The sequence below is a fragment of the Nocardia sp. NPDC056100 genome, assembly GCF_042266325.1.
GTDB lineage: Bacteria > Actinomycetota > Actinomycetes > Mycobacteriales > Mycobacteriaceae > Nocardia.
In genome coordinates, this window is sequence record NZ_JBHJVY010000001.1 from 1396808 (window position 1) to 1421220 (window position 24413).

Annotated in this window: 26 protein-coding genes, 2 tRNA genes and 1 pseudogene; 11 read left to right on the top strand and 18 right to left on the bottom strand. The window is 67.1% G+C overall.

All coding sequences use genetic code 11. From position 1 onward, the window contains the following. Positions 1 to 108 precede the first annotated feature (108 nt). The 7 genes from ACFC0O_RS06435 to pgsA form a co-directional block, all read right to left on the bottom strand. A complete protein-coding gene (locus ACFC0O_RS06435; protein WP_375954355.1) occupies positions 109 to 1053 on the bottom strand; it encodes an NADP-dependent oxidoreductase in 945 nt (314 codons plus the stop codon). 121 nt (positions 1054 to 1174) lie between these two features. Then, positions 1175 to 1348, bottom strand: a complete 174-nt coding sequence (locus ACFC0O_RS06440) for a hypothetical protein (protein ID WP_364631178.1) — start codon at positions 1346 to 1348, stop codon at positions 1175 to 1177. 208 nt (positions 1349 to 1556) lie between these two features. Beyond that, positions 1557 to 3026: a hypothetical protein gene (locus ACFC0O_RS06445; protein WP_375954357.1), complete on the bottom strand. Its 1470-nt coding sequence runs from the start codon at positions 3024 to 3026 to the stop codon at positions 1557 to 1559. A 29-nt stretch (positions 3027 to 3055) separates the two neighbouring features. After that, positions 3056 to 3880, bottom strand: coding sequence for a PspA/IM30 family protein (locus ACFC0O_RS06450; RefSeq protein ID WP_364631172.1), 825 nt, complete (start codon positions 3878 to 3880; stop codon positions 3056 to 3058). 228 nt (positions 3881 to 4108) lie between these two features. Further along, positions 4109 to 4522 (bottom strand): helix-turn-helix domain-containing protein, encoded by a 414-nt coding sequence (locus ACFC0O_RS06455; protein WP_375954359.1) that lies wholly within the window; start codon positions 4520 to 4522, stop codon positions 4109 to 4111. A gap of 81 nt (positions 4523 to 4603) precedes the next feature. After that, on the bottom strand, positions 4604 to 5131 hold the full coding sequence (locus tag ACFC0O_RS06460) for a CinA family protein (protein ID WP_375954361.1): 528 nt from the start codon (positions 5129 to 5131) through the stop codon (positions 4604 to 4606). Continuing rightward, positions 5121 to 5789: a CDP-diacylglycerol--glycerol-3-phosphate 3-phosphatidyltransferase gene (gene pgsA / locus ACFC0O_RS06465; protein WP_375955996.1), complete on the bottom strand. Its 669-nt coding sequence runs from the start codon at positions 5787 to 5789 to the stop codon at positions 5121 to 5123. Before pgsA ends, ACFC0O_RS06460 begins: the two co-directional genes overlap by 11 nt. 119 nt (positions 5790 to 5908) lie before the next feature. On the opposite strand from pgsA, the gene ACFC0O_RS06470 reads away from it, so the two are divergent. Next, positions 5909 to 6451, top strand: coding sequence for an amino-acid N-acetyltransferase (locus ACFC0O_RS06470; RefSeq protein ID WP_364631163.1), 543 nt, complete (start codon positions 5909 to 5911; stop codon positions 6449 to 6451). Positions 6452 to 6487: 36 nt separating this feature from the next. Beyond that, complete coding sequence (locus ACFC0O_RS06475) at positions 6488 to 6781, top strand: YciI family protein (protein ID WP_375954363.1); 294 nt, start codon at positions 6488 to 6490, stop codon at positions 6779 to 6781. A gap of 18 nt (positions 6782 to 6799) precedes the next feature. On the opposite strand, the gene ACFC0O_RS06480 is transcribed toward ACFC0O_RS06475, so the two are convergent. Continuing rightward, positions 6800 to 7711 (bottom strand): NAD-dependent epimerase/dehydratase family protein, encoded by a 912-nt coding sequence (locus tag ACFC0O_RS06480; RefSeq protein ID WP_375954365.1) that lies wholly within the window; start codon positions 7709 to 7711, stop codon positions 6800 to 6802. Between the two features lie 49 nt (positions 7712 to 7760). On the opposite strand from ACFC0O_RS06480, the gene ACFC0O_RS06485 reads away from it, so the two are divergent. Next, positions 7761 to 8324, top strand: coding sequence for an NUDIX hydrolase (locus ACFC0O_RS06485; protein WP_375954367.1), 564 nt, complete (start codon positions 7761 to 7763; stop codon positions 8322 to 8324). Here the strand turns inward: ACFC0O_RS06485 and ACFC0O_RS06490 are convergent, their stop codons facing one another. Then, entirely contained in the window at positions 8325 to 11198 is a 2874-nt protein-coding gene (locus tag ACFC0O_RS06490) for a LuxR C-terminal-related transcriptional regulator (RefSeq protein ID WP_375954369.1), read from the bottom strand. It abuts the gene before it with no gap. A 189-nt stretch (positions 11199 to 11387) separates the two neighbouring features. On the opposite strand from ACFC0O_RS06490, the gene ACFC0O_RS06495 reads away from it, so the two are divergent. The 3 genes from ACFC0O_RS06495 (at position 11388) to ACFC0O_RS06505 (ending at position 12614) form a co-directional block, all read left to right on the top strand. Further along, positions 11388 to 11738 (top strand): VOC family protein, encoded by a 351-nt coding sequence (locus tag ACFC0O_RS06495; protein ID WP_375954371.1) that lies wholly within the window; start codon positions 11388 to 11390, stop codon positions 11736 to 11738. Positions 11739 to 11787: 49 nt separating this feature from the next. Next, positions 11788 to 12234 (top strand): iron chaperone, encoded by a 447-nt coding sequence (locus ACFC0O_RS06500; protein WP_375954372.1) that lies wholly within the window; start codon positions 11788 to 11790, stop codon positions 12232 to 12234. 188 nt (positions 12235 to 12422) lie between these two features. Beyond that, on the top strand, positions 12423 to 12614 hold the full coding sequence (locus ACFC0O_RS06505; RefSeq protein WP_375954374.1) for a hypothetical protein: 192 nt from the start codon (positions 12423 to 12425) through the stop codon (positions 12612 to 12614). Positions 12615 to 12693: 79 nt separating this feature from the next. Here ACFC0O_RS06505 and ACFC0O_RS06510 read toward each other — a convergent pair whose 3' ends face one another. The 3 genes from ACFC0O_RS06510 to ACFC0O_RS06520 all read right to left on the bottom strand — a co-directional run bounded on the left by ACFC0O_RS06510 (position 12694) and on the right by ACFC0O_RS06520 (position 14739). Beyond that, complete coding sequence (locus tag ACFC0O_RS06510) at positions 12694 to 13698, bottom strand: AraC family transcriptional regulator (RefSeq protein WP_375954375.1); 1005 nt, start codon at positions 13696 to 13698, stop codon at positions 12694 to 12696. Positions 13699 to 13832: 134 nt separating this feature from the next. After that, complete coding sequence (locus tag ACFC0O_RS06515) at positions 13833 to 14180, bottom strand: DoxX family protein (RefSeq protein WP_375954377.1); 348 nt, start codon at positions 14178 to 14180, stop codon at positions 13833 to 13835. A 40-nt stretch (positions 14181 to 14220) separates the two neighbouring features. Beyond that, the gene (locus tag ACFC0O_RS06520) at positions 14221 to 14739 is read right to left on the bottom strand and encodes a hypothetical protein (RefSeq protein ID WP_375954378.1); all 519 of its coding nucleotides are present in this window, start codon (positions 14737 to 14739) and stop codon (positions 14221 to 14223) included. 126 nt (positions 14740 to 14865) lie between these two features. On the opposite strand from ACFC0O_RS06520, the gene ACFC0O_RS06525 reads away from it, so the two are divergent. Next, complete coding sequence (locus ACFC0O_RS06525) at positions 14866 to 15414, top strand: TetR/AcrR family transcriptional regulator (protein ID WP_375954380.1); 549 nt, start codon at positions 14866 to 14868, stop codon at positions 15412 to 15414. Between the two features lie 3 nt (positions 15415 to 15417). On the opposite strand, the gene ACFC0O_RS06530 is transcribed toward ACFC0O_RS06525, so the two are convergent. The 3 genes from ACFC0O_RS06530 to ACFC0O_RS06540 are packed head-to-tail and all read right to left on the bottom strand — an operon-like array spanning position 15418 to position 17649. Continuing rightward, entirely contained in the window at positions 15418 to 16167 is a 750-nt protein-coding gene (locus ACFC0O_RS06530) for an NAD-dependent deacetylase (RefSeq protein WP_375954382.1), read from the bottom strand. Positions 16168 to 16219: 52 nt separating this feature from the next. Continuing rightward, entirely contained in the window at positions 16220 to 16825 is a 606-nt protein-coding gene (locus ACFC0O_RS06535) for a LemA family protein (protein ID WP_375954383.1), read from the bottom strand. Continuing rightward, entirely contained in the window at positions 16822 to 17649 is an 828-nt protein-coding gene (locus tag ACFC0O_RS06540) for a DUF3137 domain-containing protein (RefSeq protein ID WP_375954385.1), read from the bottom strand. Before ACFC0O_RS06540 ends, ACFC0O_RS06535 begins: the two co-directional genes overlap by 4 nt. Positions 17650 to 18015: 366 nt before the next feature. Here ACFC0O_RS06540 and ACFC0O_RS06545 point away from each other — a divergent pair. After that, a tRNA-Arg gene (locus tag ACFC0O_RS06545) sits at positions 18016 to 18092 on the top strand. Between the two features lie 8 nt (positions 18093 to 18100). Then, positions 18101 to 18172: transfer RNA gene (locus ACFC0O_RS06550), tRNA-Gln, on the top strand. 9 nt (positions 18173 to 18181) lie between these two features. Here the strand turns inward: ACFC0O_RS06550 and ACFC0O_RS06555 are convergent. Continuing rightward, a pseudogene (locus tag ACFC0O_RS06555) lies at positions 18182 to 19061 on the bottom strand (alpha/beta hydrolase). A gap of 418 nt (positions 19062 to 19479) precedes the next feature. Here ACFC0O_RS06555 and ACFC0O_RS06560 point away from each other — a divergent pair. Continuing rightward, positions 19480 to 20127 carry a TetR/AcrR family transcriptional regulator gene (locus tag ACFC0O_RS06560; RefSeq protein ID WP_375954386.1) on the top strand — a complete coding sequence of 216 codons (648 nt, stop codon included), beginning with the start codon at positions 19480 to 19482 and terminating at the stop codon, positions 20125 to 20127. Between the two features lie 19 nt (positions 20128 to 20146). Here the strand turns inward: ACFC0O_RS06560 and ACFC0O_RS06565 are convergent, their stop codons facing one another. Further along, entirely contained in the window at positions 20147 to 21118 is a 972-nt protein-coding gene (locus ACFC0O_RS06565) for an alpha/beta hydrolase family esterase (RefSeq protein ID WP_375954388.1), read from the bottom strand. A 232-nt stretch (positions 21119 to 21350) separates the two neighbouring features. On the opposite strand from ACFC0O_RS06565, the gene ACFC0O_RS06570 reads away from it, so the two are divergent. Beyond that, the gene (locus tag ACFC0O_RS06570) at positions 21351 to 21713 is read left to right on the top strand and encodes a hypothetical protein (protein ID WP_375954390.1); all 363 of its coding nucleotides are present in this window, start codon (positions 21351 to 21353) and stop codon (positions 21711 to 21713) included. A gap of 63 nt (positions 21714 to 21776) precedes the next feature. On the opposite strand, the gene ACFC0O_RS06575 is transcribed toward ACFC0O_RS06570, so the two are convergent. Further along, positions 21777 to 24386: a DNA translocase FtsK gene (locus ACFC0O_RS06575; RefSeq protein ID WP_375954392.1), complete on the bottom strand. Its 2610-nt coding sequence runs from the start codon at positions 24384 to 24386 to the stop codon at positions 21777 to 21779. Positions 24387 to 24413: the final 27 nt, after the last annotated feature.

The window sequence follows — 24413 nt, forward strand, 5'->3', positions numbered from 1 at the left end:
CAGGGTGACCCTTTCGAGCGGCGGCCACCGGATTGTGGCCGCACACCGATATGTTGTGGGCAACAACATATGCGAAGGGGATCACCCAGACGGGACGATTCGCCGAAATCAGGGCAGCAAAACAACCTTTCCGCCCGCATGGCCGTCAAGGACGAACTCGTGCGCGGCGGCGGCCTCGGTCAGCGGATAGGTCTTGGCGATCGGCAGATCCAGTTTCCCGGAGGCCACCAGCGGCAGCAGTTCCCGCCAGGCCGCACCGCGAATCTCGGTGCCCGGATCCGCGCCCGGACCGCCGCCGAGCACCTGGAAACCATCCTGAGCCGCTCGCCCGAAGGCCACGATCGAGGCGATGCGCTGCCGGTCCGGGACCAGCTCCAGCGAAACATCCACCGCCTCATCGGTTCCCACGGTGTCGATCGCGACGTCCACGCCCTGCGGGGCCAAAGCCTTTACGCGCTCGGCCAATCCGGGACCGTATTCGACGGGTTCGATGCCGTAGGCCCGCAGCCGCTCATGCCGGGCGGGTGCGGCCGTACCGATCACGCGCGCGCCGCGCGCCACCGCGAGCTGTGCGGCCAGCGCGCCCACACTGCCCGCCGCACCGTGCACCAGCACAGTGTCGCCCGCCGCGACATCGGTCGCGGACACCAGATGTACCGCGGTGCCGCCGACCGCCAGCAGTCCGGCGGCCACCTCCCAGGACACCTCGGCGGGTTTGGGCACCACCGTCGCTGCGGGCACGGTGAGCGCGGTGGCGTACGCGCCGCCGCGCACGATCACCTCTTCACCGACGGCGACCGGACCGGCCGGGCCGATCGCGTCCGGGCCGACGGCGGTCACCACACCCGCCGACTCCAACCCCAGCCGGATCGGCAGCGCGGCCGGATCGGTGCCGAACGCACCGCTGTAGCGCTTGTAATCGAAGGGATTCACCCCGGCGGCGCGGACCTCGACGGTCACCTCGCCCGGACCGGGATCGGGCAGCTCCACCTCGAGCGGAGCGAGAACCTCGGGACCACCGTAATTGGTGGCGACGATCGCAGTAGCAGCCATAGCGCGGACAACGTACCGCCCGCGCGACCGATTCCCATTCGGCGACACCGGATGGGTCCGGATATGGCTGTGGGCCGTTCGGAGTGTCTCCGAACGGCCCACCCGCGGGGTTCCGATACCGCTACAGCTTGCTCATCGGGTTCTTGTTCGAGCCCGACATCGCCTTGTACACCAGGTACAGACCGAAAACGACCAGGCTGATCATGAGGATCGGGAACAGCCCCTTGATCAACGCGCCGATGATGGCGAGCGCGATCCAGACAACCGCGACTATGCCGATGATCTTCCAAAGCATTCCGTGCCTCCCGTAGTTCCCGAACCGCGATCAGCGCGATCCGATGCCTCAATACTGCAGTGCCCGGAATGGAAAATCACCAGGTCAGCAGCAATATCGGGGAAAGTTCAGGGTTGTCCCCGAGGGTACGCCCCGGGCACGGACCCGGACTTCCCGCGCGTGAAGGCGGCCCACCGGACAACAGTCGCAGGTGAGGCGCTCGGCCGGTCTAGGGGTTCGCGCGATAGCGATCGTCGGCCAGGTCGGTCAGGGCCTGCGCCCAGCCGTCGAGGCGGTCGGCGGCATCGCGGAGGCCGACCATGGCCCAGCCGAGGTCGTCGGTGATCGCGGCGCTCTCCGGGACGGCGAGGACGCGCGCGGCGGCGGCGACCATGCCCTCGAATTCGGCCACACCGCCGTCCAAGCGGATGGTGATGGCCTGGACATGTTCCGCCAGAGGCGAATTGCGCGGGCCGAGCACATTCGCGGCCTGCTCCATGGCAACCATATCGGCGGCCAGGGCATGCAGCGCGGCAGCGCCCGAGGACGCCGTTTCCAAAGTGTCGCTGAGGTCTTCGGCCGGTAACCGGCCCGATCGCTCGATCTGGGCGCTCAACCCGTGCAGGGCCCGCTCGGCGCGCACGAGTCGCGAAATCGACGCCCGCGCCGCCGACCGGATCGGCGGCAGCTTGCGCGGTGCGAACGCCGCCTGCGGCAGCGGCTCCTTGCGCAATTGCAGATACCGCTTGGCCGTGACAGCGGTTCCGGTGACCAGCGCCACCGCACCGCCACCCACCACGATCACCGCCCACGCGGGAGCCGAGATGAGCACCAGCCCAACGGTTCCCGCGGTGGTCAACCCGCCCGCGGTCCCCAACCGCAAACTCCGTCGCCGCGTCCGCCGCCGCTTACGCAACTCCCGCTCGCGCGGATCAGCCCACTTGCGCACGGCAACCAGCGCCTGCTCCCCCACCCCGCGCAAAGTATCCGGCAGCCGCTGCGCCAACTCCTCGGGCCCAACCCCGGTGGGCGCCAACATCTCCCGCGCCACCCGAGCGACACGGCCGCGCTTGCGGCCGGAGGACTCCGGTGCGGGACCGGGCTCGGCGGCGGAACGACCATGATCGTATGTTGCCTCGGCACTGCCGAACCCGAACTGCGCCTGCGCATCCGGACCCGGTGGCACCCAGGCCATCCGTGGCTCCGATGCCGCCTCGGGAACAATCGGTTCGGGCGTGCGCGCTCCGGGCCGTGAGAACCGCTTCCGGGAAGTGCGCGCACCGGTATCGGAATCCGCTCGCGCCGTACGGCCCGAGGATTCCGAGGAACCGGGGGTCGGTGCCGAATCGGCTCCGCCCGAGCCTGATTCGGGCCGGAATTCGGAGTAGCCACCGGTTTCGTACGCGCGAGTCCGAGCGGTGGGCGGCACGGAATCGGGTATCGGGAAGCCGGTCTCGGGGCGGTGCAGCGGCTTGGTGGAGTGCCTTGCCGTGGTCTGATCCGACTGCGGATCCACCGGCCACCCCTGCGTATTCGGAGGCCGGGGGTGGAAGTCGTTGGCGGGTGCGGGATCCGGGGCGGGCTGACCGAAGGGGGAAGGGAAGCCGGGGAGGGGGACGGTGGGGTCCGCGGGGCGGGATTTGCGGCGGAAACGGGCAGGGGAGGTCGCGGGGGTGTTGTCCGCCCGCGATCTCCCCATCGGTGTAATGCCTTTCGCTACCGCTCGAATTACTGCTGGGCGGCCTGGCCCTTGTTGGTGTTGATCTGCGGCGTGGCCGCGGGATTCGGGACGGCGGCCTGCTGGTTGTTACCGCCGGCGGGCAGAGCGTCGCCGCGCATGGAGGCGCGGATCTGCTCGAGGCGGGAGTGGCCTGCCATCTGAATGCTGGCCTGCTGGACCTCCATCATGCGACCCTGCACCGTGTTCTGGGCCAGCTCGGCCGCGCCGAGGGCATTGGCGTAGCGGCGCTCGATCTTCTCGCGCACCGCGTCCAGGCTGGGGGTGGTGCCGGGGGCGGACAGGGTGGAGTCCATCTGCTGCAGCGAGGCCGAAACCTGCTCCTGCATCTTGGCCTGCTCCAGCTGGGACAGCAGCTTGGTGCGCTCGGCGACCTTCTGCTGCAACAGCATGGCGTTCTGCTCGACGGCCTTCTTGGCCTGAGCGGCGGCCTGCAGCGACTGGTCGTGCAGCACCTTCAGATCCTCGACGGCCTGTTCGGCGGTGACCAGCTGGGCGGCGAAAGCCTCAGCCGCATTGGTGTATTGGATCGCCTTCTCGGTGTCGCCCGCACCGGCGGCCTGATCGGCCAGCATGACCGCCTGGCGCGCATTGGCATTGAGCTTCTCGACCTCGTCGAGCGAACGGTTCAGCTTCATCTCCAGCTGACGCTGGTTGCCGATCACCGACGCCGCCTGCTGCGACAGCGCCTGGTGCTGCCGCTGGGCCTCCTCGATGGCCTGCTGGATCTGGACCTTCGGATCCGCATGCTCTTCGATCTTGGAATCGAAGAGGGCCATCATGTATTTCCAGGCCTTCACGAACGGATTAGCCATCGATTGATCCCGCCTCCATCTGACGTGCCGCGCGCCTTCGCGCGACATAGTGCGCGACCGTCACGCACCCGGTTGTCCCATATCCTCCACTGCGCGGCAGCGGCCGGAAAACCCGTACCTGGCACGGCGCCTCCGGCACGAAGCCTACAGAGAATTTATCCCTTTCGGCTGCCACGCACAGTAATCACGGTGTGCTCGACACCGTAATCACATGCGCGCAGCGGGCGATCACTTGGCCGCGACCAGAACCAGGCGATCCGATTTGGGGGCCGGAATGACGATCCGCGGCCCGAAACCGGCATCGCCGGCCCGTGCCACATCGCCGTCCCCACCCCTGGGCCGTACTCCCGCACCGGCCGGGGCCAGCGAGGCGTTCGCCGTGGCCACGGCCTTTTTCGCGGCCAGCCGATCGGCATCGGCCATGGCCGCGCCGACATCGACGAGGACCTGCGCCAACGGCACGTCCAGGGCCTGGCAGATGGCGGCGAGCAATTCGCTCGACGCCTCCTTGCGGCCCCGTTCGACCTCCGATAGATAACCCAGGCTCACTCGTGCCGAGGTCGAGACCTCACGCAGCGTCCGGCTCTGGGCGACCCGAGCGCGCCGCAGACTCTCCCCGATCGCTTCTCGCAGCAGCGTCATCCCGTTCTCCTCACACTCGTCTCGCCGGACCCAGCGTTTGACTGGACAACGTCCGGCGTCGGTCTCGCGTTCCCGGAAGCTTCACCCGCCTCGAACAGTACGGACGAGTTCGGCGACCGCGGCGCGGACCGCGCCCACCCTGATCGTCCACCGGTCTCCCGACAGTTTCAACCGGATGACCTCCGTGCCCTGGACACCGGCGATGCCGAGGAACACGGTTCCGACCTCGCGGCCGTCCTGTGGATCGGGTCCGGCGACACCGGTCAGGCCGATTCCCCAGTCCGCTCCGCATGTCCTCCGCGCCCCGACAGCAAGCTGTTCGGCGGTGCTCGCGGCGACCGGGCCGTCGGTAGCGAGGGTGTCCGCGCTCACACCGGCCAAATCGTGCTTGAGCTCGGTGGCGTAGACGATCAGTCCACCCCGCAACACGGCACTCGCGCCGGGAATTCCCGCGATGGTCGCGGCGAGCAGGCCCGCAGTCAGGGATTCCGCGGTGGCTACCGTCTGACCTGCGTCTTTCAGCGCGTGGACGAGTTCCGCGGCGGGCACGAGCGAGGTGAGTGGATCGGATGATCCGGGCGTTCGGGTCGAGTCGAGCTCAGGCGGCACGGCTGCCGCCGGGCGAACCGAACCACAGCCTGCCCGCCTGCACCACGTAGTCGAGACCGGTCACCACGGTGAGCACCACGGCCACGTACATCAATGCCATTCCGGCACTGGCGAATCCGCCGGAAAGCGGCAGCAACAGCACCGCAATCGCCACCGACTGCACCAGGGTCTTGAGCTTGCCGCCCCGGCCCGCGGGGATCACCCCGCGCCGCACCACCGCCAGGCGCAGCAGGGTCACGCCGAGTTCACGGGCCACGATCACGATCGTCATCCACCACGGCAGATCGCCCAGCATGGACAGGCCGATCAGCGCGGCGCCGATCAGCGCCTTGTCCGCGATCGGATCGGCGAGTTTGCCGAAGTCGGTGACCAGGCCGTACTTCCGGGCCAGCTGACCGTCGATGCGATCGGTGATCGCCGCGATGCCGAACAGCGCCGCCGCACCCCAGCGCCACTGCGGATCATGACCGTCGCCCGCGAACAACGCGGCCAGGAACAGCGGCACGATCGCGATGCGCAGCACGGTCAGCACATTGGCGATATTCATCAGCGGCACGGCCGCCGGTTCCACCACACCCGGGGTCGCGGGGGCGAAACCCGATCGCGCCGGACCGGCATCTGCCCAGCGACCTTCCACCTCATCACGCTGCACGGTCACCAGCGCCCCCAACAGCCGCGACACCGGCCATGGTTCCCGGACCATTCCGGTATGAGGGGAGGCTGGATGTGCGACACACCCCAAGCCTATCGGTACCGGGGCCGACTACTGTGCACCCCATGACAACACGGGCACCCCACAGCGGTTCGGTAGACGGTATGACGGCCACGGCGCCGATCATCCGTCGTGCCCGAACCTCTGATGTGCCCTCGATAAAACGCCTCATCGATTTCTACGCCGGCAAGATCCTGCTGGAGAAGAACCTGGTCACGCTGTACGAGTCGATCCAGGAATTCTGGGTCGCCGAACGCGACGGGGAACTCGTGGGCTGCGGGGCGCTGCATGTGCTGTGGGCGGACCTCGGTGAGATCCGCACGGTCGCCGTGCACCCGGAGATCAAGGGGACCGGGGCCGGGCATCTGCTGGTGCAGCAGCTCATCACCGTGGCGCGCGAACTCTCGCTCGGGCGGGTGTTCGTGCTGACCTTCGAGGTGGACTTCTTCGCGCGGCACGGATTCGTGGAGATCGAGGGCACGCCCGTCACCGCCGAGGTGTACGCCGAGATGTGCCGGTCCTACGACACCGGCGTCGCCGAATTCCTCGACCTGAGCTATGTGAAGCCCAATACCCTCGGGAATACCCGAATGCTGTTGACGCTCTAGCTTCTTCGAAGCCCATTCGACCAGAAAGCGGATACCGTGCCGATCTTCGCCGTCCACTACACCTACTCCGAGGCGACCGTTCCCGGTCGTGATGAGATCCGTCCCGTGCACCGCGAGTACCTCGCCGGGCTCGCGAAGCAGGGCATCCTGCTGGCGCGCGGCCCGTACCCGGACGGGTCCGGCGCACTGCTCATCTTCGACGCCGATTCCGCCGAGACGGTGGGCAAGCTGCTCGCCGAGGATCCGTTCCAGGTCTCGAATCTGGTCGACGGCACGCGCGTGGTGGAGTGGCTGCCGACCGACGGATTCCCTTCCGCCGCTCCGGCGTAGCGTCCGGGCGGGGACGCGCTAACGCGCCGACACCGCCTGCCAGGTGGCGGCGACGATCTCGTCGATATCGGAATGTCGCGGCCGCCAGCCGAGTTCGGCGATCGCCTTGCCGGGATCGCCGATCAGGGTCGGCGGTTCCGCGGCGGCCGGACCGTGCACCCGGGCCACCGTGCGTCCGGTGACTCGCTCGACCGCCGCGATCACATCGAGAATGCTTGTGCCGCAACCGCTGCCGATGTTGTAGCGGGTGCTGGTACCCGGTGCGGGGCAGTGCTCGACGCAGGCCGCGAAGGCTGCGGCCGCGTCCGCGATATGCAGGTAGTCGCGCACCGCGCCGCCATCGCCGTTGATACGCAATACCTCTCCGTCGCGTGCCGCGGCCAGCACCCGGGGGATCAAACGGGTGGCTTCCGGATCGGCTCCTCCGGCAACATTCAGCAATCTGACCACCACCGCGCCCAGCGCGCCTGTCCGAGCTTGTGCTTCCACCGCGAATTCGGCCGCCAGCTTGCTGGCCGCGTAGGGATGCGGCGGCGCGTCCGGGGTGTGCTCCCCCATCGGCTGCATTTCCGGTGAGCCGTAAATCGCTCCGGTGGAAGCGAATACGATGCGCGGTACGCCTTCCACGGCCATCGCCTCCACCAGTGCCACCGTCCCGCCGGTGTTCACCCGGAAATACGGCAGTGGATCCGTCACCGATTCTCGTGCACGTCCCAACCCTGCCAGGTGGCACACGGCGTCCACCCCGGACACCGCGCGCCGCAATCCATCGGCATCCAGTAGTTCGGCCATCCGGACCTCGGCCGCATCGGCGATCTCGACCCGCACGCCCGGCCGCACCATCGCCACCGGCTCATGCCCCCTCGTATGCAGCGCCTGGACCACTGCTCGGCCGACGTACCCCGCCGCCCCGGTAACCAGCACCTTCATGACCACACTCTCCCAATCGACTGTCGGTGCCGGAGATTAGGGTCCGGACATGCAAGCCGCCACGGCCGCTGTCGCCGATATCGTGCGCACTCTGACCCCATGGGATGCCCTGGAACGCGGGCATATCGCCGAAACCCTGCGCTGGTTGTCCGAATCCGATGACATCTTCCGCAGAGTCAAACCGGCCACGCCGCCGCGACATCTGGTCAGCTATGTGGTGCTGGTCGATCCGGACTCCCGTGCGGTGTTGCTGGGCCTGCATCGCAAGGCGGGACTCTGGCTGCCGACGGGCGGCCATGTCGATCCGGGCGAGCACCCGCTCACCACGGCACGCCGCGAGACCGTCGAAGAGATCGCCATCGAGGCGGACTTCACCGTCATCGGCGACGCACCGCTGTTCCTGACGATCACGACAACCGTCGGAATCGGGCTCAGCCACGAGGACGTATCGCTCTGGTACGTCATCCGGGGCAGCCGCGACCGCGAATACGCTTTGGACCCGGCCGAATTCGCCGATCAGCGCTGGTTTCCCCTGGACGCGCCGGAATTGCCCGCGGCCGATCCGCATTTCGAACGGTTCCTCGCCAAACTGACGGCGGCCCTGCCCGTTTGATTACCGCGATGCGGCCATCGGGGCAATGCCGAGCGCCGCGAGGGCGGCCCCGCCCTGTGCCGCGTGGTCGCCACCGGCGAGGACTTTGGTTCGGGCGGACTGGTATCGGCACTCGGCGTTGTCGAACACGGTGACCGTGGCCAGAATTCGATCCGGATCTCGGGCCAGGACGGCTTCGGCGCGGTCGACCAGGGCGGTGGCGATCGGATTGCCCGCCACGACGGCCCGAGCCTCGGCTATGCGGTCGGTTGCGGCCGGATCACCGTCGAGGGCACAGGTTTCGGCGCGTAGGGCCACGTACCAGTGCAGCCAGGGGGACGGGGAATCCCGCCACAGGTCGGCGGGTGCCGCGTCCACGTGATCGAACGCCTCATCGGTCCGGCCGTGGTGCAGCAGCCGGAGCGTATTGAAGACCGCGCGGTCGCCGTGGCCGGGTGCGGCACCGAGCCGGTCCGATACCGCCTGCCATTCCGCGCGGGCGGCGTCGTCACCGCGCAGGCCGTGAATCATCGCCACGCCCGTCGCGGCGGCACCGAGGCCGGGGGCACTCGGCGAGCCTTCGCGCTGCCAGGCTTCGAAAAACCGGACACTGCGGGTGAGCACATCCTCGACATTGCCCACCAGCGCATCCACCACCAATAGGCGGCCGGTGGCCCGGTGCCCCACCTCGGCCAGCATGGGATGATCGGCCAGGCGGCGGGCCGCCCGGCGCGCACCGCGCAGATCTCCCACGCCCACACCGGCTTCGGCGGCCTGGCCGAGCGCCTCGATCAACTCGTGCGTACCGTCCGGCGTCGTCGGCGCGGACGCCAGCAACGCGACCCGGCGACGTGCCGTCGCCGATGCCGCCAACGCGTCACCAACCCGGCTTTGCGCACCGGTGAGCGCGTCCAGTGCCGCGGATTCGGCCAGCGGATCGCCGGTACGGTGCGCGAATTCGACCGCCCGCTCGGCGTGCAGCAGCACCTCCGGAATGGAGTGAGACGATGCGGGTGCCACCGGTGGGATTCGCGAACCGTGCGAACCGTGCCCGTTCGCGTCGGATACTCCGGAAGTACTGCCGGGCAATGCATCCGGTGCGCCGAAGGCGTTGGCGAGGACTGCGGCCTCGGCAAGAGCGATGGCGGCTTGGGCGGATGCATTGCCGGAGGCGAGGTTTCGCGCCTCGGCGATCAAAGCGGTCAGTTCATCGCGTGGCGGGTGCTGCTGGAAGGTATTCCAGAAGCGGTAGGCGCTGGTGGCGGCGGTGGCCAGGTCGGCGGCGGCACCGGCGGGGTCGTCCGCCTGCTGGGCGGCCACGGCGGCGGCGCGGTGCAGGCGGTACATATTGTCGCCGCTGAGTTGGCAACCCGCGGCCGCGGCGGCTTGGCGGAGGAGGGCGGCCGTGTCGGCCGGGTTGTCGGCGAAGGCGGCGGCTTGTTCGTAGCGCCATTGGGATTCGCCGGTGAGGTGGCGGGTGAAGGCGAGGTTCGCGAAGTCGCGGGTCAGGCGGTAGGCGTCGGCGCGCCGATCGGGCTGTTCGCAGACCCAGGCCAGGGCCACTCGCAGGTCGTCGGCGGCCGCGTCGAAGCGGGGACGCCAATCCGGTTGCGCCACAGTCAAGTTGGTGGCCTCGGTGAGGCACCAGGCGAGATGGCGGGCGCGGGCGTCATCGAGTTCGCCCGCGTCGGTGAGCTGTTCCATGCCGTACTGGCGGATGGTCTCCAGCGCGCGGTATTCGGTGCCGGTGGCGGTCGGGGTGACCATGAGCAGGCTCTGCTCCACCAGGCGCGCCAATCCGGTTGCGACGGAACCCTTCTCGGATCCGGTGACCTGTGCGGCCGCCGCGATGGTGAACGATTTCATGAAGACCGCTATGCGGCGCAACAGGACTCGGTCTCCGGGCTCGAGCAGCGCGTGACTCCAATCCAGAGCCGCGCGCACCGACCGATGCCGGTCATCGGCGCGCGCGCCGCCCGCGAGCATGCGCAGCTGATCCGACAGACCCTCGCCGAGACCGTCCAGGCCGAGCGTGGTCCAGCGCGCGGCGGCCAATTCGATGGCGAGCGCCACACCGTCCAGCCGCTCGACGAACGCGGAAACCTGTTCGCGCAACGCCTGATTCGGTGGCCAGCCGCCCGCCGCCGCGCGGTCCATGAACAACTCGACCGCATCGGATTCGCCCGCGCCCGCCAGCGACATGGGCGGCACGGTGTAGACGCGTTCGAAGGGCACCATGAGCCGGGCGCGACTGGTGGCCAGCACGGTCACGCCGGGGCAGCTCGCGAGCAGCCGTTCGATGAAGGGCGCGACCCCGTCGCGCACGTGCTCGCAATTGTCCAGCACCAGTAGGGCATTGCGATCGGCGAGCGCCGCCAGCACGGATTCGTCCATGGCGCGGCCGGGCTGTTCGCCGAGTCCCAGTGCGAGCGCGGCGGTTCCGGCGACCACACAGATATCCGGGCTGGTGATGGGCACCAGATCGACGAACCACACGCCGTCCGGGAATTCATCGGCGAGTTCGGCGGCGACGGTGAGCGCGAGCCGGGTCTTGCCGACGCCGCCCGGACCCACGGCGGTCACCTGGCGCTGGGACTGCAGCAGTTCGGTGAGTTCGGCTCGCTCCCCCGCGCGGCCGATGAACGAGGTCAGCGGGGTCGGCAGCACCGGGGCGGCGGCGGGTTGCGGGCGATCGGCCGGTGCGGAGTGGGCGGCGTGCTGGGCGAGCGCCCGCCGATCGGCTACCTCGAGCTTGCGCAGCAGCGAGGAGACGTGGCTTTCGACCGTCCGCACCGAGATGAACAGGCGCGCGCCGATTTCCGCATTGCTGAGGTGCTCTCCGACCAGCGCGAGCACCTCGGCTTCCCGCGCCGAGATGTCCACTGTCGCAACCATGCGCCCCATTCTGCCGTACCCGGGCCGCACCGAGACCGTTCGGTCGGCTCGGTACGGAGCACCGAATCGGCACTCAGTGGTGGATTCCGTGGTGAGCACGGATGTGGCTCACCCCCTCCGCGAGCGAAGCTTTAATCACGTCCGGAGCACACCACACCGGCACCGAGAATCCCCACGTCAGGAGCGAAAATGACCACCACGCAGGGCATCAAAACCGTGCTGCATCCCGTCACCGATCTGGCCGCCGCCAAGGCCGTCTACACCGCCCTGCTGGGTGTCGCCCCGCAGACCGACTCCCCCTACTACGTCGGATTCGACGCCGAAGGTCAGCACATCGGCCTCGTCCCGGACAACGGTAAGCAGCAGCTCACCAATCCCGTCTCCTACTGGCACGTCCCGGATATCGAGGCCAAGATCGCCGACATGACCGCGGCCGGAGCCACCGTGCGGGAGGCCGCCAACGAGGTCGGCGGCGGCCGCCTGGTCGCCACCCTCGTCGATACCGACGGCAATGTGCTCGGCCTCATCCAGGACCGCTGAAACCCGCTCGCACCAGCAACTTTCACCTCATTCACGTAAGGACAAGCACATGACCACCAGCACCAAGTCCGCCGTCTCCTTCTCCGCCGAAGAGCGCGCCGCCATGAAAGCCCATGCGCAGGAACTGAAGACGACTGCGCGCCGCAATCCGAAGAACGCCAAGGCCGATGGTGAGCGCGATGTGCTCGCCAAGATCGCCGAGATGGACGAGTCCGATCGCGTTCTGGGCGAGCGCATTCACGCCATCGTCAAGGCCAATGCCCCCGAGCTGACCCCGAAGCTCTGGTACGGCATGCCCGCCTACGCCCGTGACGGGAAGATCGTGGTGCATTTCCAGTGCGCCGCGAAATTCAAGTCCCGGTACGCCACACTCGGTTTCAGCGATCCGGCGCGGCTCGATGACGGCACCGTATGGCCGGTGGCCTTCGCATTGACTTCCCTGACCGCCGAGGACGAAGCTCGCATCGGTGAGCTGGTGGCGCGGGCCGCGGGCTGAATTCCACCGGGTTGGCGCGTTTGCCCGATCCTGACGCGTTCCGCACTGGTCCGGCAGCGACTACGAGGCAACACTGGATACCCGCACCACACCCATGGTGCGGGTATGCGTTCGACATCCCGAACGCCCTTGGCTGCCGATCTGATCCAGAGCGGACATCCCCATCGAACTGCCCGTGAGGAGACGTCGTGCAACATTCCCGAGAACGCGCCACCGCCTATGTGATCGAAGCGTTGGAGGCCAAAGGCACCGCGACCCGGGATGACTTCGACGTACCGGGCATCGTCGACACTTCGCACGCGATCACCGAAGGCTGGGACTTCTCGGAAATGGAACGGTCGCTGTTCTGGAATATCGCCGCCAGCTATCTGAAGGCTTGACGGAAACCCTGGACGGCCCGGCCCAGAAGCCCGGCGGCCCAGCCTAATCCCACATAGGCCCAGCTCAATCCCGCACGGCTCAGCCGAATGGCGCGTTCGGATGCGAGCGGGTGACCACCGCCCAGCGCAGGGCCGCCCGGCGCATGGACGCGGTATCGGAGTAGCCGAGCAACTGCGCCTGTCTGCCCCTACTCACCGGCCCGCCGATCGAGGCCGCGGCCAACCGGGCCGAGCGCGCCCGGTCCAGTTCCCGCCGCCAGGTCGTACCCGCTTCGGCGAGACGGCGTTGCAGCGTGCGCGGACTTGTCGCGAGACTGCGCGCCACCCTTTCCAGTGAGATATCGCCCGCGTCGAGTGCCTCGGCGACCGCGACCGCTACACGTTCGGGCCACGCCGATTCCAGTGGCGGGGGTGGCGGCAGCGCCTCCGCCAGCGGCTTCAGCACGGCAGCGAGCACCGGATCGGCACTGGTGAGCGGCATATCCAGATCGGACGCGCGGAATGTCATGGCATCGGTGTCCGCGCCGAATTCGATGATGGCGGAACCGAATACCTCGCGGTACACCTCGATCCGGCGCGGCGCGGGCCGTCGCAGCGAGACCCGAATCGGATCCAGCGGAGCGTCTACGACGCGACGCGCTCGGGTCAGCACCGCGGTCAAACCCCACAGCTGGGTGTAGTCCCGCGTCGCGTCTCCACCGTCGACCATATCGAGCCGCAACGCCGGACCACCGTCACCCTCCACCAGGTCGAACCGGTGATTGGTGGTGACAGCACTGACATACGGCCCGCACGTCGCCAATCCCGCGCGCAGCGTCGGCGCACTGGTGAACAGATAGTCGTACAGCCGAGTCGCCTTGAGCTCATACCGGCTCGCCACCCGCAGCGCCACATCCGGATCCCCGAGCGCCCGCGCCCCGACTTCCCATAGCCGCCAGAAGGTTTCACTGGGCACGTGCACGCCATTGCCGGTCAATGTCCAGCTCGGCACCCCGGATTCCCGGATCAGCCGTGCTCGATCCAACCCCATCGCCGTCAACTGCGAGATCACGAACCGGTGCAGCAGAGTCTGATCGGTGCCCAACGCCCCTCCCTCAACCGCTCACATGGTCGACGGCCAGGACAGTACCGCACCCGGCAGGTGCTCCGGAGCGAGAATTCGCCCGTCGCCCGAAAGCAGTTCCACCGGATGCGCTGTCGTGCTGGATCGAGCCGGTGTCACGCGGCCAATTGCAGGGCGACGGTCGCCGCGGCGGGCACCAGATACAACACCGGGAAGATGGCCGATCCCGCGTGACCGGCACGGATCGAGGTCGCCGACGCCAGCAGGAAATAGAGGATGAGGCAGAGCGCGGCCGCGATACCGATCGGCGGGAGGAAGAAGCCGGCGATCAGGCCGAGCGCGCCCGCGGATTTGGCCAGCGCCAACCAATTCCACCAGGGTGCGGGGACGCCGTACTGTTCGAGCGGTTCGACGACGAACTGCTTCCGGGTGAACAGGGAGAACCCGGAGAAGCCGATCCAGAGCGCGGCGACGATGGCGACAATGTGATAAGCGGTGGTCATTGTTCGAGATCCTTTGTGCGTGAAGCTGTTTCGGTGACGGTCAGGCGGTGGGCGCGAGCCGCCGGGCCCGCGCGGTGAGTAGCGAGCGCACGAACTCGAGATGGTTGGGCAGGACGCGCTCCCAGATAGCCCGGGCGGCCGGATCGATGAATCGGACGAAAGTCGCCAGCAGCACGCCGGTGTCATCGCGGCGGAAGAGCAGCTGACCTTCGAAGCCACGGGTGGATTCCGCCTGCAGCAGCAGGTATTCGGGTGCGGAGTACGCGATGGGCCAGCCCGCGATCGTCCCCTCGGAGCCGACGGGGGCGAGCTGGAGCGCGATCCTCCGCCAGCCCCGCTGAAGCGCCGTCGCGACGTCCGGGGCCACCTCCTCCAGAATCTCCCGAGCCCACTGTTCGGCCGGACGCGTACCGGATGCGCTGGTGCGCAACAGGTGCGCGTCGTAATGCCCGAAGCCGGTCAGGGTGGTGAGGGCGAGTGTGTCGGCATCGAGGCCCACCTCCTCGACGATCAGCGGTTCGGTGTCGGCATACCGCTCGTTCGAGTCACGGTGCGTCATGTGGATTCCCTATCGATCAGTGTCGTCGGTGGCGGTGTGTCGTCCGCCATCGATAGATACAGAACAGTACTGTATCTATCGCGGATGATTGAATCAACAGCACCGACTACTGATTGGTTGACATCGATGGCCCCACCGGTGCGCACTCCCCGACAAGCCTGGATCGACGCCGCCCTGGCGATCCTGGCCGAGGCGGGTGCCGAGGCCATCCGGGTCGAAACGCTCGCCGCCCGGCTCGGCGTCACCCGGGGCGGGTTCTACCGGCAGTTCGCGAGCCGCCAGGAATTGCTCGACGCCGTACTGGACAGCTGGGAACTTCGCACCGTCGACGAGGTGCGCGAGCGCGTTGAACGCGAGGGCGGGGACGCCAAAGCCAAGGTGCGCAAGGCCGGTGCGCTCACCTTCTCCCCCAGACTGCTGCCCATCGATCTCGCGGTCCGCGAATGGGCGCGACGCGATCCCGCCGTCGCCGATCGGCTGCGGCGGGTCGATAACGAGCGCATGGAATACCTGCGCGATCTGATCGGCACGATCAGCGACGATCCGCGCGAGGTCGAGGCCCGGGCCATGCTCGCGTTCTCACTGGTGATCGCCAACTATCTGATCACCGCCGAACACGGCACCGGGTCTCGTGCCGAAATCATCGACAGCGCAATCCAATTCGTGCTGAAGTAGCGCTCACCGCGCAGCCGCGATGCTCCGGCAGATGCGGGGTACCGCCGTGCCGATCGGCTCACGAATCACCTCGACCGCCATATCGTCGTACGGGGTGGGGGCATTGTTGACGATGACCAGATTCGCGCCGCCGCCGACCGCGAGCGCGCACAGCGAGGCCGCGGGTTCGACCTGCAACGATGTGCCGATCGCGAGGAAAAGCTGACTGGCCGCGGCGATTACGCGCGCCTTGTTCAGCACATCGCTGTCGAGCTGCTCACCGAACATGACGATGGACGGTTTCAGGATTCCGCCGCACGTGCAGCGCGGATCGTCCTCGCCCGCAGCGACTTTCGCCAGGGCGTCCGCGGTCGTGCCGCGCTGTTCGCATTGCCGGCAATCGACGTTCGCGAAGCTGCCGTGCAATTCGAGCACCTTGCGATCCGGTGATCCGGCGCGCTGATGCAATCCGTCGACATTCTGCGTCAGCACGCGAATGGCGATACCGGTGCGATCGAGTTCGGCCAGCGCCCGGTGTGCGGCATTGGGTTCCGCATCAGCCCGGTGCAGGGCGTTGAACTCGCGCCAGAATTGGCGGCGCATATCGGCCGAGGCCAGGAACTCGCGCTCGGTGAAAGCACCGGCGAGCGACGGGTTCCTGGTCCACGTCCCTTGCGGCCCACGGTAATCGGGCAGTCCGGAATCGGTGGAGATCCCCGCACCCGTCAGCACCGCCACCCGGGTCACACCGCTTGCCCAGCCCATCTCTTCCATTCCGGGCAAGTTAGGCGAACCGGGCAGCGGTGCGCGACCGAATTTCGGCGCTTTACCGGTCCTGTTGATTCCGGAACAGCCGATCCACCCGGACGCCCGCGCGCGCTTCGGGGGTGCTGATATCGAAATACTGCGCGGGCGACACATGATGGCGCCTGGCCACCATCGAGGCGGGGATCGATTCGATTTTCGTGTTCAGAGCGCGGACGTTCGCGTTGTAGAGGCGCCGGGCCGCGGCGATTCGATCCTCGACATCGCTCAGTTCGCGTTGCAGTGCCGCGTAGTTCTTGACCGATCCGAGGTCTGGATACTGTTCGGCGAGCGCCGACAGATGTGAAAGCGCCGAGGTGAGGGCGTTTTCGGCGGTCGCGACGCCGGTGATCTCACCGTGGGTTTCGACCGGGTCGGCGGCGAGTGCGCGCGCACTGTCGCGCGCCGAGACCACGGCCTCCAGGGTTCCACGCTCGAATTCGGCGGCGCGTTCGACCGTTGCCACCAGATTCGGCACCAGCTCGTGGCGGCGCTGCAGTTCGACATCGACCTGCCGCCAGGATTCGGCGACCAGATTCCGCAATCGAACGAAATCGTTGTACGCGGCGAAGTACCACAGCATCGCCACCAGTGCGATGACGATGAGCACTACGACGATGAGGGTCATGCGTGTTCCCTTTCAGCGGGGGATCCGTAATCGGTCCAGACGAATCGTGGGATGCCATCGGCGATTACGCGCATCGCGTCGAAGACCGCCCCGATCTCACGGGGCCGATTGCCCAGGGTGGTGGTGCCGACCAACAGGTTTCCGACGATTTCGAATTTGGTCAACATGACCGCGCCGCCGTGCCGCCCGGCGATGTCCAGCAGTTCGCCGATCGTGCGCGGCGTGAGCACCGCGTGCGCGAACCCCGGATTCGCGGAATACACCGAGAATTTCTCGTTGAAGTCCGCCGATTCGAACTCCACTCGAGCACCGGTGGTCATATCCAGCGTCACCCCGAGGGTCAGTCTGGGCAGTGCCGCGGGCAGCGTCAGCACGAAGACGTTCCGATAGTGGGTGCTGACATTGATCCGGTTGTTGTGCAGCCAGGTCAGGTGGAAGAAGATCGCCGGATAGTCGCCGACTCGCCCCTGCATGGTGTCCCGGATCCGATAGCGCCGCGCCCGGCCGATATTGAACGGCGGAAAATCCCAGGTCGGCACCGGCCACTCGGATGAGCGCCGGTATTCGAAGCCGTTCTCTCCCGCCCACCGCGCCGTCCACCGCTTGCGGAACGATTTCACGATAATTCCGGACGGCAGGAAAGCCAGGAATGGCGTGAGCGGCAGCAGTACCCATGCGAGCGGGCGGCCGTGATCATGCCACCACCGATACTGGAAGATCACCAGCGCAACGAAAGTCGCCAGCGACAAAGTATTGAGAAACCACGGCCGAGACCACACCGGACCGCCGTCACCGCGCGCTTCCCGCTCGGTCACATCACTCATCGTGCCCACCCCCACGCCGCCCACCCTGAGCGACCGCACCGATTGTCTCAGGCACCCGCAACCGGTTAAACACCTCGTCCCGGCCCGGCGAGCCCCCGGGCGACCACCCGGCCGATAATTCGGTTTCGCCCCCGGCGACCGGCTGCTACCTTCGATACAACGATCCGATACGAGAAAAGGGAAGGCGGAGAACATGTTCGGACAATCGCTCCGCCGCCGTATTCGCAGCGGTCCCTAGGTCTACCGGTAGACCGCAGGGCCGCTCTGGCGAATCAGCCACGGAGCGGCCCTTTTTCATTCACGAACACTCACACCCGCACACCTCGATGGCGAGTAGATGTCAATGCGGACATCCGTGCGGGGCATGTGCCCGTAGCTCAAACGGACAGAGCGTCTCGCTACGAACGAGAAGGCTGGAGGTTCAATTCCTTCCGGGCACTCCATATTTCAATGAAGCGTGGTGTAATCGGCAGCATGGCGGATTCTGATTCCGCCGGTTCAGGTTCGAATCCTGGCGCTTCAGCTCCACGGATCATTCCGGCAGGCCGAGGCCGCGTGCCAGCACCGGCCACGAATTGATCAGCGCGTCATGCCAGTAACCCCAGGAATGGGTTCCGGTGGGCGGGAAGTCATAGGTGGCGGGAATTCCGAGCGCGGTCAGACGTGTCTGGAGATTGTGGCTGCAATAGTCGGTGGCGGCTTCGAGCACGCCGCCGACCGTGATCTGATTGGCCAAACCGGGAATGCCCGGCAGCGTGTAGGGACCGTCCAGGGTGTCATGCGGGCCGGGCAGGCCGGAGCCGCTGGAGATGAACAGGTTCAGGCCGCGCAGTTGATCCGCGTGCACGTACGGATCATTATCGGCCCACATCGGATCGCCCTGCGGGCCGTACATATTCGCGGTGTCACCGCGCCCCTGCTGGACGACCAGATTCACGAATTGATAGCCGAGCGGGTCGCTGATCTGCGCACATCCGCTGTAGGCGGCCACCGAGCCGTAGAGGCCGGGCTTCGCGATCGCCAGTTGCAGCACCGAGGTGCCCGAGGTCGACAGTCCCGCGATCGCGTTCTGCCCGCTGGTATTCAGTGCCCGGTCGATCAGTGGCGGGAGCTCCTCGGTGAGAATTGACGTCCTTGCCCGCCAGGAAATCCAGCGCCTCGGGTGCACGATGATCCCAATTCGCGGTGCCCTCACCGCCGTCCGCGCCATTGAGCAGGTACAGCACCGGTCGCGGCCGGGTGTTATCGGCGGGGAGTTGGACTTCGACGGTGATTGTGCGGCCCATCGCGGCCGAATAGACGTCGAGGTTCAGGTGGCGGTCGTCCACGACGGTGGAATTGGCGATGCTGGAATCATCGGGACTTTCGGCATGGGCGGGCCCGAGACCGGGTAGCGCCGTCGCGAGCAACAGACATACGCCGAGGGTCGTCCGTCGGGTGTTCAGGTGCCGGATCACTCGCGCTCCTCGCGTAACGGGGTTGTGCCGCAGTGTGTTCGGAAATGGTCGAGCGGGTAGCCGGCTCTGACGAGGGGTAAGGAGTCGGCTACCCGCCGGATCAGTGAATCAACGGGGTGTTGTCAGCGGCCGAAGGAGCCGGTCCAGAGGGTGTTGACAATGCCGCCGAGCGCGGCTCCCAGGGTGTGGAAAAGACCGCCGAAGGCGGCGCTACCGGTGTCGATGATGACTGGAATCAATTGACTGCCTTTCCTTTTCGGTGCTGCCGGAATGAAGTGTCCGGCGATCGCCAGCGTAGAGACCACTCGGAACAATTACTAGCGTTTCGCTAGTATGATGACAATCACAGCAATCATCCAGTAACACTCCATGATTGGCCTTCGATAAAGCGCGGCCGCCACCATGGGGCAAGATCTGCGATATGGACGAGCCGACCACGCCCCGGCCGCGCAAGAAACGCGATCGCGCGCGCACCGAATCGGATCTGTTCGACGCCGTCGAACGGCTGCTGGAACGCGACGGCATACTGGCCGGGCTCAATCTCAACGAAGTTGCGGCCGAAGCGAATGTGAACCGGGGCCAGATCTATCAGCTCTTCGGCAGCCGCCAGGAACTCCTGCGCGCGGCACTGGCGGATCGACTCGCCGGGCTGGCCTCGCAGTCACCGGATCACTGGAATGTGCCGTTTGCCGAGCGCCGCCGACGGCTGATGCAGGCGTCACTGTCCGGCAAATGGATGGCATTCATGGCGATGCTCGCCCTCGACGGCGATGAACAGCTCTCCATCTTCAGCGAACCCGATGAGATGACCGCCGCCCTGCAACGCGATAAGGCGTACGGCGCACTGCCTCCGGACGTGGACGCGGAAGCCCTGCACGTGCTGACGGCGGCGACCGTCGCCGGATACGCCATCTTCCGCCGGGTCGTGGCGAGCGATATCGGCGTGCCCCTGGCGGAACTCGATGAGCGGGTGGTCGCCGCCTACGACTACCTCCTCTCGCGGGTAACCGAAAAGGACTGAGACGCAGGAGAAATCGCCGCTATCGCGATGCGCCGCTCGCGGTGAAGAACCGCCAGAGCGCGGGAGTCATGGTCGCGGCGGGATATTCGTGACCCATCTTCCCGAACACCCAGTGGTCCACGCCGATTCGGCCGTCGATGTCGTAATGCGACACGGTGCGGGCGTATTCGCCATCACCGGCGGGGTAGGTGTCGACCGAGTCCGGCGTCGGCGGCACGATCGCAGCGGCGACGGCGGCCAGGATATCCACCCGCCCGGCACTCGCGGCCAGACCCGCACTGCGCCACTCCCCCGCGACCAGCCCCTGCACCCACGGCGGTGACACCGGGTCCGCGCTGCCGGTGACCACCGTGACCGGCAGCGACCGCACCCCGCGCTCGATCATCCGGGAGCCCGCGATGGTGCCGAGCGAGTCCAGGCCGGTCACGGCCGGAAATCCGGCGCTGATCCCGAGCGCGGCGAACCGTTCGGGATGCACCGCGCCCAGGACGGCCGTCATGGCACCGCCGGCCGAATGCCCGGCCAGATATACCCGCTTCGGATCGGCGCGCAGCTCATCCACCGCCTCGGAGACCATGCCCGCGAGCGTGGCGACCTCACCCCGCTCGCACCACTGCTGCACCGGATCGAACCAGTTCCAGCACTCATCGGAGTTGGCCGAGCGGGGTTGCTGCGGGAAGACGACCGCGAACCCCTGCGCCGCCGCCAGCGCCGGGAATCCGGTCGCCATCGCATCCCGCTCCCGGTCCGCGTCCGACGGGTCCGTACCGCGAAACCAGCACCCGTGCAACCACATAACGACCGGACTGCCTGCCGCGAGCTGCGGCGGCCGGTACAGCAGGTAGCGCCGAGCCGCGGCACCGGAGCCGTACTCGTGCCAGCTCAGATCGGTGGTCTGCGCCGCCGCGGTGACATCGGCGATCGACGGCACCGCGACCACCAGCGATAACACCATCCCCGCCAGTACGCCGCGAACTGTCCTGGTCAGCATTCGAATTCCCCTCCGGCGATCACTGCGAGCGAGCTCGGACAAGACGGTCAGCGTACCGGCGGCAACCGAAAATTACTAGCGTTTTGACAGTAGAGCTCCCGCCGCACTCTCTGATTACGAAATTCTGGAAACGATAATGCGTATTTGTCATGTCTGGTACGCATGAATCAGCTACCCGGCAGCAGAAATTGATTCACAATAGTCCGCTTTTTTCGACACGGAAGAAGGAGCTATGAGAATCAAACGATTCACTGCAACCGCCGTGCTCGCAATAGGAGTCACGGTATTCACGGCAACTGGCGTGGCGGGCGCGGACCCGTCCGTGGAAAGCCCCGATCCCGATGTCGGGCAGAGTATTTCGATTCCCGTGGAAGACGCGCCGCCACCGGCCGCGGGCACCGTAGATGATCCCGATGTGACCATGCACCAGTGCAATGCCATTCTCGGCGCACTCACCGGCGGTCTCATCGGCGGCACCTTCAGCGCCCTGCCCGGAGCCCTGATCGGCGCGGGTATCGGCGCACTCATCGGCTGGTCCCTGCTCTACCCGCCGGGACCGCCGCTCGCCTGCTGGCAGCCGCCCGCACCGAATTGATCCGCGGGAGCACCACCGGCGCACCATCGGGCCCGTATCTCCCGATGGTGCGGCCGGGGGTGATCAGCTATCGGAGTCGCCGGAGTCCGGGGGCTCACCGCCGCCGCCGCGAATGGTCCAGAGCAGCCCGTCCAATTCATCGGGCTTGATGAGGACATCGCGGGCCTTGGACCCTTCGGACGGGCCCACCACTTCCCGAGTCTCCATCAGATCCATCAGGCGGCCCGCCTTGGCGAAGCCGACGCGGAGTTTGCGCTGCAGCATCGAGGTGGAGCCGAACTGCGAGGTGACAACCAATTCGATGGCCTGCAGCAGCAGGTCGAGATCGTCGCCGATATCGGGGTCGACATCCTTCTTCTCGCCGGTCTTGGCGGCGGTGATGCCTTCCTGATATTCGGGTTCGGCCTGGGTTTTGGCGAAATCGACGACGGCCTGGATTTCCTCGTCGGAGATGAACGCACCCTGCAGACGGGTCGGCTTGCTCGCGCCCATGGGCAGGAACAGGCCGTCACCCATACCGATCAGCTTTTCCGCACCCGGCTGGTCGAGGATGACTCGCGAGTCCGTCAATGACGAGGTGGCGAAGGCCAATCGGGACGGGACATTGGTCTTGATCAGGCCGGTGACCACGTCCACCGAGGGGCGCTGCGTCGCGAGCACCAGGTGAATGCCCGCCGCACGAGCCTTCTGGGTGATGCGGACGATGGCGTCTTCCACATCGCGCGGCGCGGTCATCATGAGGTCGGCGAGCTCGTCGACAATGGCCAGGATGTATGGGTACGGGCGGTAGACGCGTTCACTGCCCAGCGGAGCCGTGATCTGGCCCGATTTCACCTTGCGGTTGAAATCGTCGATATGGCGGACCTTGTTGGCCTGCATATCCTGATACCGCTGTTCCATCTCCTCCACCAGCCAGGCCAGCGCGGCGGCGGCCTTCTTGGGCTGGGTGATGATGGGGGTGATCAGATGCGGAATGCCTTCGTACGGCGTGAGTTCCACCATCTTGGGGTCGATGAGGATCATGCGGACCTCATCGGGGGTGGCCCGGTGCAGCAGTGAGATCAGCATGGAATTCACGAAACTCGACTTACCCGAACCGGTGGAACCGGCGACCAGGAGATGCGGCATCTTGGCCAGGTTCGCCGAGAGGTATTCGCCCTCGATGTTCTTGCCGAGACCGATCACCAAGGGATGGTGATCGTTTCGGGTCGACGGGGCCTTGAGCACATCGGCCAGGCGCACCAATTCCCTATCGGCATTGGGCACTTCGATACCGACCGCGGATTTGCCCGGGATGGGTGCGAGCAGGCGCACATTCTCCGTCGCCACCGCATAGGCGATATTGCGGGCCAGCGCGGTGATCTTCTCGACCTTCACGCCCGGGCCGAGCTCGACCTCGTACCGGGTGACCGTCGGGCCGCGCACGAAACCCGTGACGGCGGCGTCGATTTTGAACTGGACCAGCACCTCGGTGATGGCCTCGATCATGGATTCGTTGGCGGCGCTGCGCTTCTTGGGCGGTTCGCCATCGGTGAGCAGGGTCAGCGGCGGCAGATTGTAATCACCGTCCACCTCCCGCTCGGTGACGAATTCCAGCTGCTGCGGCGGCGGGGGCGGCGGGGTCTGATCGACGACCTTGAGGGCCTTGCGCGGCTTGGGTTTCGGCGGCTCCTCGGCCGCGATCTCCTTGGCGTCCTGCAGCGGCGGTTCGCCGATGATCTCGGTGGCCGCGTCCGAACCGCCGAATTCGTCGGGCGGATAGTTCTCCGACGGGGTGCGACCGCGGCGGCGGGATTTCACGCCCTCGTGGCGCGGGAAACCGTCCTCGTCGTAATTGGCCGGATCGTAGAGACCGGGCTCATCGGAATAGCTCTCGTATTCATCGCCGCGGCTGCCGGTGCCGAAGATCTCGCGCAGCGCCTCGGGCACCTCACGCACCGTGGTGCCGGTCAGCAGCAGCAGACCGAATCCTATGGCCAGCATCAGCAATGGCACCGCCAGGAACGCGCTGAGCCCGTCGCTGAGCGGGCCGCCGATGACATAGCCGACGAATCCCGCACCGTGCGCGCGACCGTGCATATCGGTGGGCGAACCCGCCGCCAGATGCCAGATACCCAGTATCGGCAGTCCGGTGAGCAGCCCGCCCAGCACCAGGCGCGGCCGGATCTCCGGATGCGGTTCGGTGCGCATGAGAATCACCGCGATGCCGATGGCCACGAACGGCAGTGCCGCCGAGGCGGATCCGGCGATCCAGCGAATCGCGGTATCCACCCCGCGCCCGACCGGGCCGCCCGCGGACAACCACACCGCCACCGCGATCACGATGCCGAATGCCACCAGCCCCAGCGCGATTCCGTCGCGCCGATGCCCGTGCTCGATCTCCCCCGCCCGGCTCACCGCCCGGGTGCTCGCGCCGAGCCCGCGCGCCAGCATGTTCCAGCCGTTGTTCACCGCCCGCGTGACCACCGCCAATGGCGCGGTATCGGACCTGCGGCGCGGCGCGGGCCTGCGCGCGGCGGCCGGACGTTTGGGGCTTCGAGTGCGACCGGCGCTAGCGGTGCGACCGCCCGCGGCGGCACGCGGAGTACGCGCCCGGGACCGTGCAGGAGTCTGCCCCCGCGTCGATCCCGCTCGCGAACGTGACGTTGCGGCACCGCGGGACTTACCTGGCATGACCCCCAGGCTAGCCGCAAACGCCCC